Origin of the sequence: Micromonospora arida (assembly GCF_003857035.1) — a bacterium.
GTDB lineage: Bacteria > Actinomycetota > Actinomycetes > Mycobacteriales > Micromonosporaceae > Micromonospora > Micromonospora arida.
In genome coordinates this window covers 1-17,640 of record NZ_QGSY01000267.1, presented here as the reverse complement: position 1 = coordinate 17,640, position 17,640 = coordinate 1, and the positions used below count along the sequence as shown (strand labels likewise).

15 protein-coding genes are annotated in these 17,640 nt (G+C 69.2%); 4 read left to right on the top strand and 11 right to left on the bottom strand.

Annotation, left to right across the window (positions count from 1 at the left end; translation table 11 throughout):
- The first annotated feature begins 294 nt into the window (after nucleotides 1–294).
- Nucleotides 295–561 carry a hypothetical protein gene (locus DLJ58_RS26475; RefSeq protein WP_091406354.1) on the top strand — a complete coding sequence of 89 codons (267 nt, stop codon included), beginning with the start codon at nucleotides 295–297 and terminating at the stop codon, nucleotides 559–561.
- Nucleotides 562–634: 73 nt separating this feature from the next.
- On the opposite strand, the gene sucD is transcribed toward DLJ58_RS26475, so the two are convergent.
- The 3 genes from sucD to icmB form a co-directional block, all read right to left on the bottom strand.
- Nucleotides 635–1,522, bottom strand: coding sequence for a succinate--CoA ligase subunit alpha (gene sucD, locus DLJ58_RS26470; protein ID WP_030337831.1), 888 nt, complete (start codon nucleotides 1,520–1,522; stop codon nucleotides 635–637).
- A 2-nt stretch (nucleotides 1,523–1,524) separates the two neighbouring features.
- Nucleotides 1,525–2,703 carry an ADP-forming succinate--CoA ligase subunit beta gene (gene sucC, locus DLJ58_RS26465; RefSeq protein WP_091406357.1) on the bottom strand — a complete coding sequence of 393 codons (1,179 nt, stop codon included), beginning with the start codon at nucleotides 2,701–2,703 and terminating at the stop codon, nucleotides 1,525–1,527.
- Between the two features lie 432 nt (nucleotides 2,704–3,135).
- Entirely contained in the window at nucleotides 3,136–3,540 is a 405-nt protein-coding gene (icmB, locus tag DLJ58_RS26460; protein ID WP_030491849.1) for a coenzyme B12-dependent isobutyryl CoA mutase small subunit, read from the bottom strand.
- A gap of 485 nt (nucleotides 3,541–4,025) precedes the next feature.
- Here icmB and DLJ58_RS26455 point away from each other — a divergent pair, with 485 nt between their 5' ends.
- A complete protein-coding gene (locus tag DLJ58_RS26455) occupies nucleotides 4,026–4,733 on the top strand; it encodes a M23 family metallopeptidase (RefSeq protein ID WP_124860287.1) in 708 nt (235 codons plus the stop codon).
- Between the two features lie 272 nt (nucleotides 4,734–5,005).
- Nucleotides 5,006–5,782, top strand: a complete 777-nt coding sequence (locus DLJ58_RS26450) for a M23 family metallopeptidase (RefSeq protein ID WP_124860285.1) — start codon at nucleotides 5,006–5,008, stop codon at nucleotides 5,780–5,782.
- Between the two features lie 80 nt (nucleotides 5,783–5,862).
- On the opposite strand, the gene pcrA is transcribed toward DLJ58_RS26450, so the two are convergent.
- The gene (gene pcrA, locus DLJ58_RS26445) at nucleotides 5,863–8,268 is read right to left on the bottom strand and encodes a DNA helicase PcrA (RefSeq protein WP_124860283.1); all 2,406 of its coding nucleotides are present in this window, start codon (nucleotides 8,266–8,268) and stop codon (nucleotides 5,863–5,865) included.
- A 326-nt stretch (nucleotides 8,269–8,594) separates the two neighbouring features.
- Between pcrA and DLJ58_RS26440 the strand changes: the two genes are divergently transcribed.
- Nucleotides 8,595–8,984: a chorismate mutase gene (locus DLJ58_RS26440; RefSeq protein WP_124860281.1), complete on the top strand. Its 390-nt coding sequence runs from the start codon at nucleotides 8,595–8,597 to the stop codon at nucleotides 8,982–8,984.
- 168 nt (nucleotides 8,985–9,152) lie between these two features.
- Here the strand turns inward: DLJ58_RS26440 and DLJ58_RS26435 are convergent, their stop codons facing one another.
- The 7 genes from DLJ58_RS26435 to DLJ58_RS26405 all read right to left on the bottom strand — a co-directional run bounded on the left by DLJ58_RS26435 (nucleotide 9,153) and on the right by DLJ58_RS26405 (nucleotide 17,424).
- Nucleotides 9,153–10,166, bottom strand: coding sequence for an ABC transporter ATP-binding protein (locus DLJ58_RS26435; protein ID WP_112583780.1), 1,014 nt, complete (start codon nucleotides 10,164–10,166; stop codon nucleotides 9,153–9,155).
- Nucleotides 10,159–11,202: an ABC transporter ATP-binding protein gene (locus DLJ58_RS26430; RefSeq protein ID WP_387352400.1), complete on the bottom strand. Its 1,044-nt coding sequence runs from the start codon at nucleotides 11,200–11,202 to the stop codon at nucleotides 10,159–10,161. Before DLJ58_RS26430 ends, DLJ58_RS26435 begins: the two co-directional genes overlap by 8 nt.
- Nucleotides 11,203–11,212: 10 nt before the next feature.
- The gene (locus tag DLJ58_RS26425; RefSeq protein ID WP_124860279.1) at nucleotides 11,213–12,181 is read right to left on the bottom strand and encodes an ABC transporter permease; all 969 of its coding nucleotides are present in this window, start codon (nucleotides 12,179–12,181) and stop codon (nucleotides 11,213–11,215) included.
- Nucleotides 12,174–13,100 (bottom strand): ABC transporter permease, encoded by a 927-nt coding sequence (locus tag DLJ58_RS26420; RefSeq protein WP_112681467.1) that lies wholly within the window; start codon nucleotides 13,098–13,100, stop codon nucleotides 12,174–12,176. The genes DLJ58_RS26425 and DLJ58_RS26420 overlap by 8 nt, the downstream gene beginning before the upstream one ends.
- A gap of 148 nt (nucleotides 13,101–13,248) precedes the next feature.
- The gene (locus DLJ58_RS26415) at nucleotides 13,249–14,889 is read right to left on the bottom strand and encodes a peptide ABC transporter substrate-binding protein (RefSeq protein ID WP_124860277.1); all 1,641 of its coding nucleotides are present in this window, start codon (nucleotides 14,887–14,889) and stop codon (nucleotides 13,249–13,251) included.
- 580 nt (nucleotides 14,890–15,469) lie between these two features.
- Entirely contained in the window at nucleotides 15,470–16,156 is a 687-nt protein-coding gene (locus tag DLJ58_RS26410) for a response regulator (RefSeq protein WP_091406380.1), read from the bottom strand.
- 2 nt (nucleotides 16,157–16,158) lie between these two features.
- Nucleotides 16,159–17,424 (bottom strand): ATP-binding protein, encoded by a 1,266-nt coding sequence (locus tag DLJ58_RS26405; protein ID WP_124860289.1) that lies wholly within the window; start codon nucleotides 17,422–17,424, stop codon nucleotides 16,159–16,161.
- Nucleotides 17,425–17,640: the final 216 nt, after the last annotated feature.

Sequence of the window (17,640 nt, the reverse complement as noted above, 5' to 3'; positions counted from 1 at the left end):
GGCACCCGCCGGGCCGGGGCGGCACGGTCGACCGGCCGGTCGTCGGCTCTCACACCGCCGGGACGGCTGGGACGGTCAGGGGTGACGGGGGACATCCGCTCTACTCTGGCACGTCGCGCGGGCGGTGGCAGTCCGTTAACCCCTCCTAAGGTCGGCGAGTTCACCGAACCCACGTCCTGCCCACCCGGGCCGGTCTAGCCTCTGCCCTGAGGGGGCGCGAGTCGCCGCCACCCGGGACGGGCCCGCCGGTCGCGGTCCGGGCCGGCAGTCGCCCATGACCGCTCGGAGGACGCTGTGACGACGCCATACCCGCCTCCCCCACCACCACCGGCCCAGGGACGCGACCGCACCACCCTCTGGGGCGTGCTGGGCATCGTGCTGGGGCTGATCTGCTGCGGCATCTTCGGCATCGTCTTCGGCTACCTGTCCATCCGCGACGCCCGGCGGTACGGGCAGTCGCCGCTGCTCGGTTACCTCGCCATCGCGTTCGGCGTGATCAACATCATCGGCGGGGCGATCCTGCGCTCGACCGGCAACTACCCGTTCTGGAACAACGACTGAACAGCGCCGAGCGTGCGTACGCCGAAGGGAGTCGACCGTGACCGGTCGACCCCCTTCGTGTTGCCTGACCGGCTCAGCTGCCGGACATGATCTCCCGCATCAGCTTTGCGGTCTCGGTCGGCGTCTTGCCGACCTTGACCCCGACGGCCTCCAGCGCCGCCTGCTTCGCCTCGGCGGTACCGGCCGAGCCGGAGATGATCGCCCCGGCGTGACCCATGGTCTTGCCGGGCGGAGCGGTGAAGCCGGCGATGTAGCCGACCACCGGCTTGGTGACGTTGGCCTTGATGAACTCGGCGGCCCGCTCCTCGGCGTCGCCACCGATCTCACCGATCATGACGATGGCGTCGGTCTCCGGGTCGGCCTCGAACGCCGCGAGGGCGTCGATGTGGGTGGTCCCGATGATCGGGTCACCGCCGATGCCGACGCAGGTGGAGAAACCGATGTCGCGCAGCTCGTACATCATCTGGTAGGTCAGCGTGCCGCTCTTGCTGACCAGGCCGATCCGGCCGGAGCCGGTGATGTCGGCCGGGATGATGCCGGCGTTGGACGCGCCCGGCGAGGCGATGCCCGGGCAGTTCGGCCCGATGATCCGGGTCCGCTCGCCCTGCGCCACGTTGTACGCCCAGAACGACGCGGTGTCGTGCACCGGGACGCCCTCGGTGATCACCACGGCCAGCGGGATCGCGGCGTCGATCGCCTCGACCACGGCGGCCTTGGTGAACTGCGGCGGCACGAAGATGACGGTGACGTCGGCCCCGGTCTCGGCCATCGCGTCCGCGACGGACGCGAAGACCGGCAGCTCGGTGCCGTCGAAGTCGACGGTCTGGCCCGCCTTGCGCGGGTTGACGCCACCGACCACGTTGGTGCCGGCGGCCAGCATCCGCCGGGTGTGCTTGGAACCCTCGGAACCGGTCATCCCCTGGACGATGACCTTCGAGTCCTTGGTCAGCCAGATAGCCATGATCAGACCCCCGCAGCTGCCAGCTCGGCGGCCCGCTCGGCCGCACCGTCCATGGTGTCCACCCGCTGCACGAGCGGGTTGTTCGCGCTGTCCAGGATCGCCCGGCCAGCCTCGGCGTTGTTGCCGTCGAGACGGACGACGAGCGGCTTGGTGACCTGCTCGCCGCGCTGCTCCAGCAGGGCCAGCGCCTGGATGATTCCGTTGGCGACCTCGTCGCAGGCGGTGATGCCGCCGAAGACGTTGACGAAGACGCTCTTCACGGCCGGGTCGGAGAGCACGATCTCCAGCCCGTTCGCCATCACCGCGGCGCTCGCGCCGCCGCCGATGTCGAGGAAGTTGGCCGGCTTGACGTTGCCGTGCCGCTCACCGGCGTACGCGACCACGTCGAGGGTCGACATGACCAGACCCGCGCCGTTGCCGATGATGCCGACCTCGCCGTCGAGCTTGACGTAGTTGAGGTCCTTGGCCTTGGCGGCCTGCTCCAGCGGGTCCACAGCGGCCTGGTCGACGAGCGCCTCGTGGTCCGGGTGCCGGAACGCCGCGTTCTCGTCCAGGCTGATCTTGGCGTCCAGCAGCAGCATCCGGCCGTCGCCGTTCTTGGCGAGCGGGTTGACCTCGACCAGGGTGGCGTCCTCGGCGACGAACGCCTGCCACAGGCCGACGGCGATCTCGACCACCTGGTCGGCGACCTCGGCCGGGAAGCCGGCGGCCGTCACGATCTCGCGGGCCTTGGCCTCGTCCACGCCCTTCACTGCGTCGATCGGGGCCTTCACGACCTTGTCGGGGGTCTCGGCGGCGACCTGCTCGATGTCCATGCCGCCGGCGACGCTGGCGATGCAGAGGAAGGTGCGGTTCGCCCGGTCGAGCAGGTACGAGAAGTAGTACTCCTCGGCCACGTCCGCGGTCACCGTGATCATGACCTTGTGGACGGTGTGACCCTTGATGTCCATGCCGAGGATGTCGGTGGCACGGGCCACCGCCTCATCCGGGCCCTCGGCCAGCTTGACGCCGCCGGCCTTACCTCGGCCGCCGACCTTTACCTGCGCCTTGACGACCACACGGCCGCCAAGACGTTCGGCGATCGCGCGGGCCTCTTCCGGGGTAGTGGCGACGCCGCCGGCCAGCACGGGCAAGCCGTGCCGCTCGAACAGGTCCCGCCCCTGGTACTCGTACAGGTCCACGATTGCGCGTCCCGTCCCGTCTCCGCGGCGCGCCGTCGCGCCGCCACCAGCGTTCAGAAAACAGTTTGACGCCTGTCATCAGTTGAAACAGGCCATTGGCCGCAGCCTAGCGAGGTCGGCACCACCGGCAACCGAGCGGGTGCACGGTGTGCGGTAATGCACAACCGGACATCAGGTGTGGCCGGTTTCCGGCCATGACTCGGGCGGCATCCACCGTCCGGGCGATGTTGTCCGGCTTGCGTAACCCTGCCGTGGGGGCGTCGTTGAGTCAGATGTCGGAGCGCTGAACAGCGCAATGACGGGATACGGCCGATGCCCTGTCGGTCGAGGGGTGGCGGCGGGGCATCGTGCATAGAGGGGCCGGACGTGTGAGGGGTGCGTCCGGCCCCTCCCCCGTGCCCAAAATTCGGTGACGCGGCAGTTCGGCGCGCCTCAGGAAACCGGCTGGGCCACGTTCTGTCGGACCCACTCGACAATCGCCTGGGTGGTGGCGCCCGGCGTGAAGATCTTCGCGACGCCCAGCTTCTCCAACTCGGGAATGTCGCCGTTCGGAATGATGCCGCCACCGAACACGACGATGTCGCGGGCGTCCCGCTCACCGAGCAGTTCCAGCACCCGTCGGAAGAGCGTCATGTGCGCGCCGGAGAGCACGGACAGGCCGACCGCGTCGGCGTCCTCCTGGATGGCGGTTTCCACGATCTGCTCGGGAGTCTGGTGCAGGCCGGTGTAGACGACCTCCATCCCGGCGTCCCGCAGCGCACGCGCGACGACCTTCGCGCCGCGGTCGTGGCCGTCCAGGCCAGGCTTCGCGACGACGACCCGGATACGAGAGCTCATCAGCGCACACCTTTCACCGGCTTGACCGCCTTCACCTTAACGAACGGTAACCCGGCGGGCGCGGCCCGGGAAATCCGGGCTCCGTCACCGGCCGTTACCCGGCGTGTCCACCCGGCAACCCGCAGATCTCCGACCGCCCCCATGCCTGCGTCGCCGCCGCCGCGCCGCCCGCAGGGCCGGGGACACCATCCCGGTGGCGTTCGGAGTCAAGCCGGACGACTCCGCCGGAACGGTCACGCTCGGCGACGAACGGGCAGCGACGGGGGCACCGTTCGGCGTCGCGATGCATGACAATCAGGGACGCAAACGGACAGACCGACACGCCAATTTTTCGGTCTAGCTTGTGACTCGCCTGGCGGTTGGCTAACGTGTCCACGGTTGTCATCAGGTCCATGGACGGGTGACGACGCGGTCAGCGGACGTCTCACTGGAGTCTCACGGGACGCCCACCGACCGCTTCGGAACCCCGACAACGGAGGGTGTGCGTGCGCCAGCGCCTGTCGTCTGAGCCCGATCGATATCGCGGTCGCCGCCGCGTACCCACCCCACCTCGCAGCCGTTACGCCGCTGTCGTCACCACCGCATTCGTCGGTGCCGGCATCGTGGCCCTCGGCGCGAGCGCCCTACCGGACGCCAAGGACGTCAGCCCGACGGTCCTCGACGAGCTCAAGCAGGCGTCGGTCACCAGTCAGGACGCCCAGGCCCGCTCGGAGAACGCCGACCGCCCCTCCCGGGACAGCCGCAGCAAGGACAGCGCCGAGCCCGAGGTCTGGCTGCTGCCGCTGCAGGGCTACGACTTCAACTCCCCGTACGGCGTCCGCTGGGGCAAGATGCACACCGGCGTGGATCTGGTCGCCCCCGAGGGCACGCCCTACGTGGCGATCCACGACGGGCTGGTCACCAAGGCCGGCTGGTTCGGTGGGTACGGCAACGCGGTGATCGTCCAGCACGCCGACGGCAGCGAGGCCATCTACGGCCACTCCTCCGCGGTCAGCGTCAAGGAAGGCCAGCAGGTCAAGGCGGGCGACCAGCTCGGCCTCGTGGGCCAGACGGGCCACGCGTACGGCACGCACCTGCACCTGGAGATCCATGTCAAGGGGCAGCCGGAAGACCCGGTACCGTTCCTTCAGGAGCGCGGAGTGGACATCAAGCTGCAAGTCGAGGCAATCTACAGCGAGGTAGCCGCCTCCTGACGATGTGTAACGACCGCTGACCGCCCGGATCTGTCGATCCGGGCGGTTTTTCGTTGTGCGGTCCCGGCAGATGTATCCCGGGTCACAACGCTGAATGTGACCGACGGCACCCACCAACATGATCACTTTTCCGGATGTAGCGCCACACAGCAGGTCATATTCGGGCACCGACCGTCCGCTCTCCGTCCGAGCATTCGGTCCCCACGCCTGCCCCACCTGGGCCCGACACCAGTATTTCGAGGTCAAGTGCCCCTCGACTCTGAAGGTCCGCCGTGCAGGAAGACAGCCCCGTCCAGAACGAGAACACCCCCGACACCAGCCAGACCACGCCGTCGCAGCGCACCGGCCGACGGAACCGCCTCATCGTGCTCGCGGCCGCCGCCCTGGTAGCCCTCGGCCTCGGAGGTGTCGCCGTCGCCACCAGCGGCACCGACCACCCGGCACCCGCCGCCGTCTCCCTCGACGCCCAGGCCCGGGCCGAGGCCGCGAGCCGGGCCGACCGCTCGGTCCGTGAATCGAGCACCCCGGTCACCCCCTCGCTCAGCCCGACGCCGAGCCCGTCAGCGGTCAGCGCCAGCCCGACCCCCACAAAGACGGCCGCCGCGAAGGCCAAGCCGAAGCCGAAGCCGAAGAAGACCACCAAGCCCACACCCGCCTGGGTCGACCCGATGCCGGGCGCAGCCGTCACGTCCTGCTACGGGCAGCGCTGGGGCACCCTGCACGCCGGTATCGACCTGGCGCTGCCCTCCGGTACGCCGATCCGCGCCGCGGCCGCCGGCACCGTGACCCAGGCCGGCGACGCCTCCGACGGGTACGGCAACTCCGTCTTCATCGACCACGGCAACGGCTACCTGACCCACTACGCCCACCAGAGCCGCATCGCGGTCACGGTCGGCCAGGCGGTCAAGGCCGGCCAGGTCATCGGCTACGAGGGCGCCACCGGCGACGCCACCGGCCCGCACCTGCACTTCGAGGTGCACCAGGGCATGTGGAACCAGATCGACCCGGCCCCGTTCATGCGGTCCCGTGGCGTCAACCTGGGCTGCTGACGCGACGTCCCTGCCCGCAACAACGAGCAAAGAGTGGCCTCAGCGGTACGCCGAGGCCACCCTTTGCTGATCCGGACGGGTCAGAGCTTGTCGACCGGGGCGTGCCGGAGCACCAGCCACATGGTCTGGTCGCCGAAGTCGATCTGCGCGCGGGCACCCGGGCCGTGCCCCTCGACGGCGAGCACCCGCCCCAACCCGTACCGCTGATGGTTGACCCGGTCGCCCGCGGACACCTTAGGCCCCTGCGGCAGCTCACTGGCGGTGGTCAGGCGGCTGGCGTCCACGCCGAGCCGCTGCGCCAACTGGGCCGCCTTCGGCGTACCCCCGGTGAAGTTGCCACGCGCGCCGGGCGCGCGGTCCGCGCGGCCACCGACGCCGCCGCCCCCGCCGGCCCAGGAGGTGTACGACCCTTCGGTGCGCTCCCAGTGCACCAGCTCGGTCGGCAACTCCTCCAGGAAGCGCGATGGCGGGTTGTAGGACGGCTGCCCCCAGGCCGAGCGGGTCACCGCCCGGGACATGTAGAGCCGCTGTCGGGCACGGGTGATGCCGACGTACGCCAAGCGGCGCTCCTCCTCCAACTCGCGGGTGTCGCCCAGCGAGCGCAGGTGCGGGAAGACGCCGTCCTCCAGCCCGGTCAGGAAGACCACCGGGAATTCCAGCCCCTTGGCGGTGTGCAGCGTCATCAGGGTGACCACGCCCTGGTGGTCGGGGTCGTCGGAGGGGATCTGGTCGGCGTCGGCGACCAGCGCCACCTGCTCCAGGAAGCCGGCCAGGGTGGCCCGCTCCCCCTCCTCGCCCAGCGCTTCGATCCGCTCGGTGTACTCGCGGGCGACACTGACCAGCTCCTGGAGGTTGTCCACCCGGCCGGCGTCCTGCGGGTCGAGGCTTTCCTCCAGCTCGGTGAGGTAGCCGGAACGGGTCAGCAGCGCCTCCAGCACCTCCTCCGGGGTGCCGGTCTCGGCCAACTCGCGGCCGCCGTCGAGCAGCGCCACGAAGTCCGCGATGCCGTTGGCCGCCCGACTGGAGATGCCCGGCGCCTCCCGGGCCCGGCGCAGCGCCGCGCCGAAGGAGATCCGGTCGCGGCTGGAGAGCGCCTCGACACACGCCTCCGCGCGGTCGCCGATGCCCCGGCGGGGGGTGTTGAGCACTCGCCGCAGGCTCACCGTGTCGTCGTCGTTGACCACCGAGCGCAGGTACGCCAGGGCGTCGCGGACCTCCTTGCGCTCGTAGAAGCGCACCCCGCCGACCACCTTGTAGGGCAGGCCGACCCGGATGAACACCTCCTCGAAGACGCGGGACTGCGCGTTGGTGCGGTAGAAGACGGCGACGTCGCCGGGGCGGGTCTCGTCGGCGTCGACCAGCCGGTCGATCTCCCGGGCCACCCAGTCGGCCTCGGCGTGCTCGGTGTCGGCCACGTAGCCGACGATCTGCTCGCCGGCGCCGGCCTCGCTCCACAGTCGCTTGGGTTTGCGGGAGGTGTTGCGGTCGATCACCGCGTTGGCCGCGTTGAGGATGGTCTGGGTGGAGCGGTAGTTCTGCTCCAGCAGGATCGTCCGCGCGTCGGTGAAGTCCCGTTCGAACTCCAGGATGTTGCGGATCGTCGCACCCCGGAACGCGTAGATCGACTGGTCGGCGTCGCCTACCACGCACAGCTCGGCGGGCTCCAGCCCGTCGGTGCCGGAGACCAGTTCCTTGATCAGGACATACTGGGCGTGGTTGGTGTCCTGGTATTCGTCCACCAGCACGTGGCGGAACCGTCGGCGGTAGCTCTCCGCGACGTGCGGGTGGGACTGGAGCAGGTGCACCGTGGTCATGATCAGGTCGTCGAAGTCCAGGGCGTGTGCCTCACGCAGCCGACGCTGGTAGAGCGTGTACGCCTCGGCCAGCGCCCGCTCGTTGGGCCCGGTGGCCCGCGCCGCGAACTGCTCCGGGTCGACCAGCTCGTTCTTGAGGTTGGAGACCTGGGCGGCCAGCCCACGCGCCGGGTAGCGCTTCGGGTCGAGATCCAGCTCGCGGGTGACCAACTGCATCAACCGGCGGGAGTCGTCCGCGTCGTAGATCGAGAACGTCGACTTGAGGCCGGCGTGCTCGTGCTCGGCACGCAGGATCCGCACGCAGGCCGAGTGGAACGTCGACACCCACATCAGGCGGGCCCGGGGGCCCACCAGCGCGGCGACGCGCTCCTTCATCTCGCCGGCGGCCTTGTTGGTGAAGGTGATCGCGATGATCTCGCCGGGGTGCACGTCCCGAGCGGCGAGCAGGTAGGCGATCCGGTGCGTGAGCACCCGGGTCTTGCCGGACCCGGCGCCGGCCACGATCAGCAGCGGCGAGCCGGCATGGCTGACGGCGTCGCGCTGCGGCCCGTTCAGCCCGGCGAGCAGCTGCTGCGGATCGAGGCGCGCGGCGGCCGCCCCGGGTCGGTGCGGGCGGGCCGGCGCGGACTCCGGCGCAGGCGGGGACGCGGGGATGTCGAAGAGAGGATGCATCGCCCGACAAGTCTATGCCGCGGGCCGGACACTGCGCCTCTGGCGCTCAGCAGCTCGTGCCCGACGGCGCGCACCGCCACCCGGCACGCCCACCGGCGGGAAAGGCGCCCTTCGCTACAGGGAATGCTTGCGCACCCGGCAGCGACGTGGGCATACTCGACGGCGTGATCGCTGCGCGCTTCTACTTTTACTATGGCACCGGGAGTCCGGCTGCCGTAGGTCGCGCCTGATCGATTCAGACCTGCTAAAGCCCCGGGCTCCTGGAGCCCGGGGCTTTTTCCGTCCCAGGTTCCGGGCACCGGGCACCACAGTGCGAGAGGTACCCGATGATGGCAGACGTGATGGAGCAGAGCGGCAGCCCGATCCGACCCGGGCAGCCCGCAGCGCAGAGGGCTGAGCCGGCGGTGGCCGCACAAACGACGGGTGCGGACGCCGAGCCGGCCGAGCAACAGACCGGCACTCAGGAGCCGTCCGCCTCGGCGCGGATCGTGCAGATCAGGGAACGGATCGACGAGATCGACCACGCGTTGATCACGCTCTGGCAGGAGCGGGCCGCGTTGTCCCAGGAGGTCGGCGCGACCCGGATGGCGTCCGGTGGGACCCGCCTGGTGCTCTCCCGGGAACGGGAGATCCTGGAGCGTTTCCGGGTCGCGCTCGGCGCCGACGGCACCCAGCTGGCCCTGCTGCTGCTCCGCGCGGGCCGCGGGCCGCTGTGAGCCGCCTCAGCCCGCGCTGAACCGGGCCACGGCTCCCTGGTGAGCACACCGCCCATCGTGCTGGCTGACGCCGCATGGGCTGCCAGGCACCGCGCGGCCGATCCGGGTCACGAACAGACGAAACCGCCTGCCGTCGTCGTGGTGACGGCGGCAGGCGGTTTCGGTGACTCACACCTCGTGGGTGGCGACGATCTCGCGCTTCTCCGCGAAGTGGCAGGCGCTCGGGTGGTCCGAGTCCCGCCGGATCTCCAGCAGCGGGACCTGCTCGGCGCAGACGTCCTGCGCCTTCCAGCAGCGGGTCCGGAACCGGCAGCCCGAGGGCGGGCTGATCGGCGACGGCACGTCACCCGTGAGCCGGATGATCGTCTTGTTGTGCCGCTGGGTCGGGTCCGGCACCGGCACCGCGGAGAGCAGCGCCTGGGTGTACGGGTGGGTCGGTCGCTCGTAGATCTCGTCCTCGGTGCCGATCTCGACGATCTTGCCGAGGTACATCACCGCGACCCGGTCCGACAGGTGGCGGACCACCGACAGGTCGTGCGCGATGAAGACGTACGAGAGGCCGAACTCGCCCTGCAGCTGCTCCAGCAGGTTCATGACCTGGGCCTGGATGGAGACGTCCAGCGCCGACACCGGCTCGTCGCAGACGATGATCTCGGGCCGCAGCGCGAGCGCGCGGGCGATGCCGATGCGCTGACGCTGACCGCCGGAGAACTGGTGCGGGTACCGGTTGATGTGCTCCGGGTTGAGCCCGACCAGGTCGAGCAGTTCGCGGACCTTGGCCCGGCGGCTGCCCTTCGGCGCCACCTCGGGGTGGATCTCGAACGGCTCACCGAGCAGGTCACCGACGGTCATCCGCGGGTTCAGCGAGGTGTACGGGTCCTGCATGACCAGCTGGATCTGCCGGCGCAGACGCCGCAGCGCCCCACCGGACAGCTTGGAGATGTCCTGGCCCTTGTAGACCACGTTGCCGGCGGTCGGCTTCTCCAGGTTCATCAGCACCCGGGCGAGCGTCGACTTGCCGCAGCCGGACTCGCCGACCACACCGAGGGTCTCGCCGGCGCGCAGACCGAACGAGACCCCGTCGACCGCCTTGACCTGACCGACGGTCTTCTTGAACACCACACCCTGGGTGACGGGGTAGTGCTTGACCAGGTCATTGACCTCGAGGATGTTCTCAGACACGGTTCACCAGCTCCTCGGCGAAGTGGCAGGCGCTGGCCCGGGCGGGGCCGACCTGCAGCAGCGGCGGGACCTTCTCCCGGCACACCGGCTGAGCCATCGGGCACCGCGGGTTGAACGGGCAGCCCGGCGGGATGTTCATCAGGTTCGGCGGGAGGCCCTTGATCGTCCGGAGCTGCTGCCCCTTCTCGTCGAGGCGCGGGATCGAGTCGATCAGACCCAGCGTGTACGGGTGCGCGGGCTTGGCGTACAGCTCGTACACGTCGGCTTCCTCGACGATCCGGCCCGCGTACATGACCGCGATCCGGTCCGCGACGTCGGCGACCACGCCGAGGTCGTGGGTGATCAGGATCATGCCCATCTGCCGCTCGCGCTGAAGCTCGGCCAGCAGGTCCATGATCTGGGCCTGCACGGTCACGTCGAGGGCGGTGGTCGGCTCGTCCGCGATCAGCACCTCGGGGTCGAGCGCCAGCGACATCGCGATCATCGCGCGCTGCCGCATACCACCGGAGAACTGGTGCGGGTAGTTGTTGAACCGGCCCTTGGCGTTCGGGATCTTGACCTGGTCGAGCATGTCGATCGCGCGCTTCTTGGCCTCCGCGCGACCCATGCCCCGCCGGACCCGGAACTGCTCGGCGATCTGGAACCCGACGGTGAAGACGGGGTTCAGCGCGGAGAGCGCGTCCTGGAAGATCATCGCGATGCCCTCGCCGCGGATGCGGCGGCGCTCCTCGTCGGACATGCGGAGCATGTCCTTGCCGTGGAAGCGGACCTGCCCACCGGTGACGAAGCCGGGCGGCGTGTCGAGGATGCCCATGATGGTCTGCGCGGTGACGCTCTTACCGGAGCCGGACTCGCCGAGCACGGCGAGGGTCTCCCCCGCGTCGACGTGGTACGTGACCCCGTTGATGACCTTTGCGACGCCGTCCCGGGTGCGGAACTCCACCCGCAGGTCGTCGACCTCGAGCAGGCGGCCGGAGGGACGCCCGGACCCGCCGGGTCCCGGCGCTGACTGCTCGGAAACGAGAATGTCGGACACTGGATCTCCCCTAGCGGAGTTTCGGATCGAGGGCCTCGCGGACCGACTCACCGAGCATCACGAAGCTCAGCACTGCGGTGACGAGGAACGCGGCGGGGAAGAACACCAGCCCTGGCGCGACCCGGACGAAATTCTGCCCATCACTGATCATGATGCCCCAGGACACCACCGGCGACTTCAGACCGACGCCCAGGAACGACAGGGTGGCCTCGGCGCCGATGAACGAGCCGACCATGATCGTGCCGTAGACCAGCAGCGGGGCCAGGCAGTTCGGCAGCAGGTGCTTGAGGATGATCCGGCCGGTGCCGGCACCCAGCGCGCGGGCCGCCACGATGTAGTCGGCCTCCTTGGTGGCGAGCACCGAGGAGCGCATCAGCCGCATCACGACCGGCCAGCTCAGCACGATCAGGGACGCGGTCACCAGGCCCATGATCTGGGCCTTGCTGTTGCCGGCGCCCGACCCGTTGAAGGTGGTCAGGATGACGATCGCGCCGAGCACGAAGGGCAGACCGAAGAAGACGTCGGCGATCCGGCTGAGCAGCGCGTCCACCCAACCACCGCGGTAGCCGGAGATGATGCCCATGGTTCCGCCGATGAGCAGGGTGCCCAGCACGGAGAGCACGGCGACCACGATGGAGGCCCGTGCGCCGTAGATGACCCGGGCGTAGACGTCGCGGCCCTGCACGTCGTAGCCGAACCAGCCATTGGCGGACGGCTTGTCGAGGCTGCGGGACAGCGAGCCGTTGACCGCGTCGCCCGGGGCGAACAGCGCCGGGAAGGCCGCCATCAGCAGGAAGATCACGATCAGCGTGGCCGAGATCCAGAACAGCGGCTTGCGTCGCAGGTCCCGCCAGGCGTCGCCGAGCAGGCCGCGCGGCTTCTCGTTGCTCTGCGGCTGGCCCGCGGTGGCGGGGGCGGCGGAGTCGGTGGGGTGTGCGCCAGGGGTACTGACGATCGATGCGGTACTCGGGTCACTCATAACGGATCCTCGGGTCCAGGGCGGCGTAGAGCAGGTCAACCAGCAGGTTCATCACGAGATAGACCAGCACCAGGACGACCACGATCCCTACCACCGTGGCGCTTTCCTTGGTGATGATCGCCCGGAACACCTGGCGGCCGATCCCGTTGATGCCGAAGATTCCCTCGGTGACGATCGCGCCACCCATCAGGGCACCGAGGTCGGTGCCGAGCAGGGTCACCACCGGGATGAGCGAGTTACGCAGCAGGTGCACACCAACCACCCGGCGCATCGGCAGGCCCTTGGCGATGGCCGTGCGCACGTAGTCCGCGCGACGGTTCTCCGCGATGCTCGTTCTCGCTACCCGGGCGATGTACGCCACTGACGCGCTGCCCAGCACGAAGCCGGGCACGATCAGCTCGGACCACCGCATCTCGGAGGAGACGGTCGGCTTGATGATGCCCCACTGCACACCCAGCAGCCACTGCAGCACGAAGCCGACCACGAAGACCGGCAGCGCGATCAGGAAGAGGGTGGAGACCAGGACCAGGTTGTCCAGGAAGCCGTTACGCCGCAGACCGCTCAGCACACCGGCGCCGAGGCCGATGATGGCCTCGATGGCGAGCGCCACGACGGCCAGCTTCAGGGTGTTCGGGTACGAAGTCAGGATGATGTCGCTGATCTCGCGCTGCGAGAAGGTCTGACCGAAGTCACCCTGGAGCAGGTTCTTCATGTAGTTGGCGTACTGCACGAAGACGTTCTGGTCGAGGTGGTACTTCTCGGTCATGAAGGCGATGTACTGGTCCGGGCAGCGACGCTCACCGCACTTGCCGGCGAACGGATCGCCCGGAACGGCCCAGACGAGCCAGTAGATCAGGAACGTCGTACCGATGAAGACCGGCACGAGTTGGAGCAGCCGTCTCAACAGATAACGGCCCATGGGGTGGTCCTCCAGACAGGGGGCGCGTCGGACGGCCGACACGGTGGTGACAACGTGCGAATGGAGTGTGGTAACACCCAATCGCGGAACGGCCCCGGGTCGGGCTCACCGGATGTGGCGAGCCCGACCCGGGGTCAGACCGTTCGGATCAGAGCTCGACCGAGGTGATGTCGATCTCGCCGACGTTGTTCAGCTCAAGCTTCTTGATCTTCTCCGAGTGGCCGGACTGCTGACCGTAGAAGTAGACCGGGATGCTCGGGACGTCCTGGTCGACCTTCTCGACCGCCTTGGCGAACGCCTCGTGCGAGGCCTCCAGGCTCGGAGCGCCGCTGGCCTGCTTGGCAAGGGCGTCGACCTCGGTGTTGCTGTAGAGGCCGTCGTTCGAGGAACCGTTGGTGACGAACAGCGGGTTGACCCAGTTCTCGACGTCCGGGTAGTCCTGCTGCCAGGCAGCGCGGTACGGGCCGGTCATCTTGTGGGCGTTGATGTTCTGGCGGAACACCGCGAAGGTCGGCACACCCTCGGCCCGGGCGTTGATGTTGAGGTTGGTCTTGACCTGCTGCGCGACGGCGTCCATCCAGTCCTTGTGGGCGGAGTCCGCGTTGTAGTAGAAGACCATCTCGCCAGTGAAGCCACCGGCCTCGGCGAGCAGCGTCTTGGCCGTTGCCGGGTCGAACTTGCAGGCGGTGCAGTTACCCGGCTTGGCGCCCGGGGTCAGCGGGTTCGCCCAGCTGTCGGCCGGCTTGCGGGTACCGAAGAAGATCTTGTCCGAGATCTCCTGCCGGTTGACCGCCAGCGACACCGCACGACGCAGCTTCGGGTTCGCGAAGCGCTTGTCGTAGATCGGGAACGCGATGAACGCGGTCGACGGCGTGACGGTCGAGCGGCCCCGGTCACCGAGGTCGGTCTTCCACTTGTCACCGGCGAGCGCCGAGGTGGGGACAACCTCCATGAAGTCGAGGTTGTTGGCCAGCAGATCGGCGTAGGCGGCGTTGTCGTCCTGGTACAGCTTGACGTCGACGTCCTTGACCTTCATCTTGTCGCGAAGGTTGTAGTCGTCGAAGCGCGTCAGCTTGATGAGGGAGTTGTCCTCCCAGGACACGAACTTCACCGGGCCGTTGCCGATCGGCTTCGTCTTGCCGAACTCTTCCGGCTTCATGGTGAAGAAGACGTCCGGCAGCGGCATGAAGGCGCTGTAGCCGAGCTTGGTCGGGAAGACCGCGGTCGGCGCCGCCAGGGTGACCTCGAAGGTCTGGTCGTCGATGACCTTCAGGCCGGACATCTTGTCGGCCGTCGGGGTCGGGGCCTTCTTCGGGCCGTCCGCGCCATCCGGGTCCGTGGTGTAGGTCTGGTCGAAGCCCGCGATGTCCGCGAAGAAGGTGCCGTTCTGCGCGCCGTTCGGCGAGTAGGCGGCCCAGTTCCAGGCGTCGACGAAGTTCTTCGCCTTGACCTCGGTACCGTCGTGGAACTTGGTACCGGCCTTGATCTTGATCGTGAAGACCTTGGAGTCCGTGGTGTTGATGGACTCCGCCAGCGCGTTACGCGGGGCCCCACCGTCGTTCGGGTACTCGACCAGGCCGGTCCACATCCAGTCGATGATCTTGCCGCCGCCGGTCTCCGTGGTGTTCGACGGGACCAGCGGGTTCTCCGGCTGGACGCCGTGAACAACGATCGAGCCGTCCGTGCTGGCGGCAGTATCGCCGTCGCCACCGCTCGAGCAACCGCTCGCGACAAGCGCGGCAGCCGCGCTGAGCGCGATGGCGCTCGTCGCCCGCTTCGAGACTCTCATTCCGAGGGGCCTCCTCTTTCTAACCAGGTTCCGTCGTGGGTTTCACGCACGTTTTGGGGGTGACACCGCCCGACCACCCCGGGGCGCGGGTCGCCGGGACCACAGGGAAGTTGGGGACACCCCTGATGTTCCGATCCGCCGGGCTCCCCCACCAACGAGGCTTGACACGACGCAACCGGCACAGCCACGGGCCGCCGAGATCGGCGGAATCGTGGTCGTGGGGCGTACGGAGTGCCACACACCGATGGTGAGGTGCTGCCACTGTGACACCCACTGGCCTCTTCCGTGAAGGTGCCGTTATCAAGCCGTTAGTTGCCCGCCACGTTGCCGATACTTGAAAAATGATCATAAAACGGTCGACGCGGGCGGCGCTGAGCAGGAAATACGTTGCGCCCACCCGGCGACCCGGCCTCAGCCGGTGCGCGCGCCGCGGGGCCACCCAGCCCGATGGGACGTGCGTCACCACTCACGTTTCGACCCATCCGGATGAGGGCCCCTACGGCTACCCGGACACGATCACCGGCTGGGCGTACGAGGGCGCGCCGGACGTTTCTCTGATCCTCGCCGGGCCGACGCGCCGTCACACGAGGCGGCGATCCGCCGCCCAACGGGAGAGTTCGTAGCGGTTGGACATCTGAAGCTTGCGCAGAACGTTCGACACGTGCGTCTCCACCGTCTTGATGGAGATGAAGAGCTCCTTGGCGATCTCCTTGTACGCGTACCCCCGGGCCAGCAGCCGCAGCACCTCACGCTCACGATTGGTGAGCTGGTCCAGCTCCGGGTCGGCCACCGGCGCGTCCGGCCGAGCCGCGAAGGCATCCAGCACGAACCCGGCCAGCCGTGGGCTGAACACCGCGTCCCCGTCGGCCACGCGACGGATCGCGGCAGCCAACTCGTCCGGGGAGATGGTCTTGGTGACGTACCCGCGGGCACCGGCACGGATCAGCCCGATCACGTCCTCCGCCGCGTCGGAGACGCTCAACGCGAGGAACTTGACCTGCGGGTGCGTACGCCGCATCGCCTCCAGCACCGCGCGACCGCCACCATCGGGCATGTGCACGTCGAGCAGCACCACGTCCGGGCCGACGGCGGCGATCCGGGTGACCGCCTCGGCCACCGTGCTCGCCTCGCCAACCACATCGACGTGGGCACCCAACTCCGCGCGCACCCCGGCTCGGAACATGGCGTGGTCGTCCACCAGGAACACCCGCAGCCGCTCGGGGCGGGCATCCGCCGGGTCGAGGTGCTCGGTCGACTGCTCAGCCATGGTCATCTGTTCCTCTCCGCTGCGGACGAGTCCCGGGAGATCGGCAGGATCAACCGGACCTCGGTCCCCTCCCCCGGGCCGGACCGTATTTCGGCCCGTCCGCCGTGCCGCTTCATCCGCCCGATGATCGAGCCGCGTACGCCGTGCCGGTGGTCCTCCACGGTATCCGGATCGAAGCCCTTCCCCCGGTCCCGGACGAAGACACTGACCTGATCCGGCTCCACCTCGGCGTAGAGCGACACGGTCTGCACGCCTGCGTGCCGGGCCGCGTTCACCAACGCCTCCCGCGCGGCCGCGACCAGCGCCCCGACCTTCTCGTCGGTCTCCCGGTCCCCCACCACCACCGTCTCCACGCTGATCGCGAAGGTGTCCTCGACCTCGGCCGCGGCCTGTTCCAGAGCGGCTGCGAAGCGCTCGCTCGGCGAAGCGGTCGGCTTGTAGAGCCAATTGCGCAGCGACCGCTCCTGCCCTCGGGCCAGCCGCTGCACCGTCTTGACGTCGCCGGCGTTGCGCTGGATCAGTGCCAACGTGTGCAGCACCTGGTCGTGCACCATCGCGGCCAACTCGGCCCGCTCCTGCTCGCGGATGCGCCCCTCACGCTCAGAGCGGAGCTGGCTGTACGTCCGCCAGAGCACCGGCGCGGCGACCACGCCGACGCCCGCCAGCCCGACCAACGCGAAGATCACGCCATTGATCACCGCGTCGAAGTTCTGTGCCGGCGAGTAGACGGCCGCGACGCCGATGATGCCGACCGCGACCAGCACTCCCCCGCCGATGAACCGCAGCACGAAGGCCCGCCGGTCGCTCTCCTCGACGACCGCGCCGAGCCAGGGCACCGGCATCGCGTCGCCCCACTGTCGCCGCCGCTCGGGCGCGGACTGGTGCCAGATGACCCCGGCGCCGACCGCGATGATGGCCACCAACCAACCGGCGGTGCCCGCCGCACCTACCGAGTCGAAGACCATCACCTGGATCAACAGGACACCGAGCCCGATCCCCACGAACGGCAGGAGTTGGGCGACGTCCCGCCGGGGCGGCACCGCGGTGTCACCGGGACGCAGCGGCACCACCGCCCAGAAGGCCGCGTAGAGCAGCAGGCCGAGCCCGCTGAGCCCGAGCAGGACCATGAACGCGACGCGCACCCGCAGCACCGAGATGCCGAGATGGTCGGCGATACCGGCGGCGACGCCGGCGGCCATCCGGTGCTCCGGGGCGCGGTAGAGGCGCGGGGGCGGGGTCGCGATGCTGATCGGAGGCTCCCTGGTCACGGTGGCGGACAGGTCGAGGTCGGTGACTCGATCGTCACACGCTGCGGCGTCCGCGACCACGGGGACGCCCCCGACATTCCGGCCGCCGGATCTCAGGGTGGGGTCAGGGTCGGGTCCTGAGGTCGTTCGGGTGGACCGGGCAGCAGGATCGAAGCATGACCGAGGAAGCTGCCCCGCCGCCCCGACCGGGGTCGGCACAGCCGGGCGGTTCAGCAC

What these genes read in the sequence shown, in the direction of transcription:
- DLJ58_RS26410 (WP_091406380.1), bottom strand. Translation starts at nt 16,156, where the DNA reads ATGGCTGAGCAGTCGACCGAGCACCTCGACCCGGCGGATGCCCGCCCC.
- icmB (WP_030491849.1), bottom strand. Translation starts at nt 3,540, where the DNA reads ATGAGCTCTCGTATCCGGGTCGTCGTCGCGAAGCCTGGCCTGGACGGC.
- sucD (WP_030337831.1), bottom strand. Translation starts at nt 1,522, where the DNA reads ATGGCTATCTGGCTGACCAAGGACTCGAAGGTCATCGTCCAGGGGATG.
- DLJ58_RS26440 (WP_124860281.1), top strand. Translation starts at nt 8,595, where the DNA reads ATGATGGCAGACGTGATGGAGCAGAGCGGCAGCCCGATCCGACCCGGG.
- pcrA (WP_124860283.1), bottom strand. Translation starts at nt 8,268, where the DNA reads ATGCATCCTCTCTTCGACATCCCCGCGTCCCCGCCTGCGCCGGAGTCC.
- DLJ58_RS26425 (WP_124860279.1), bottom strand. Translation starts at nt 12,181, where the DNA reads ATGAGTGACCCGAGTACCGCATCGATCGTCAGTACCCCTGGCGCACAC.
- DLJ58_RS26420 (WP_112681467.1), bottom strand. Translation starts at nt 13,100, where the DNA reads ATGGGCCGTTATCTGTTGAGACGGCTGCTCCAACTCGTGCCGGTCTTC.
- DLJ58_RS26415 (WP_124860277.1), bottom strand. Translation starts at nt 14,889, where the DNA reads ATGAGAGTCTCGAAGCGGGCGACGAGCGCCATCGCGCTCAGCGCGGCT.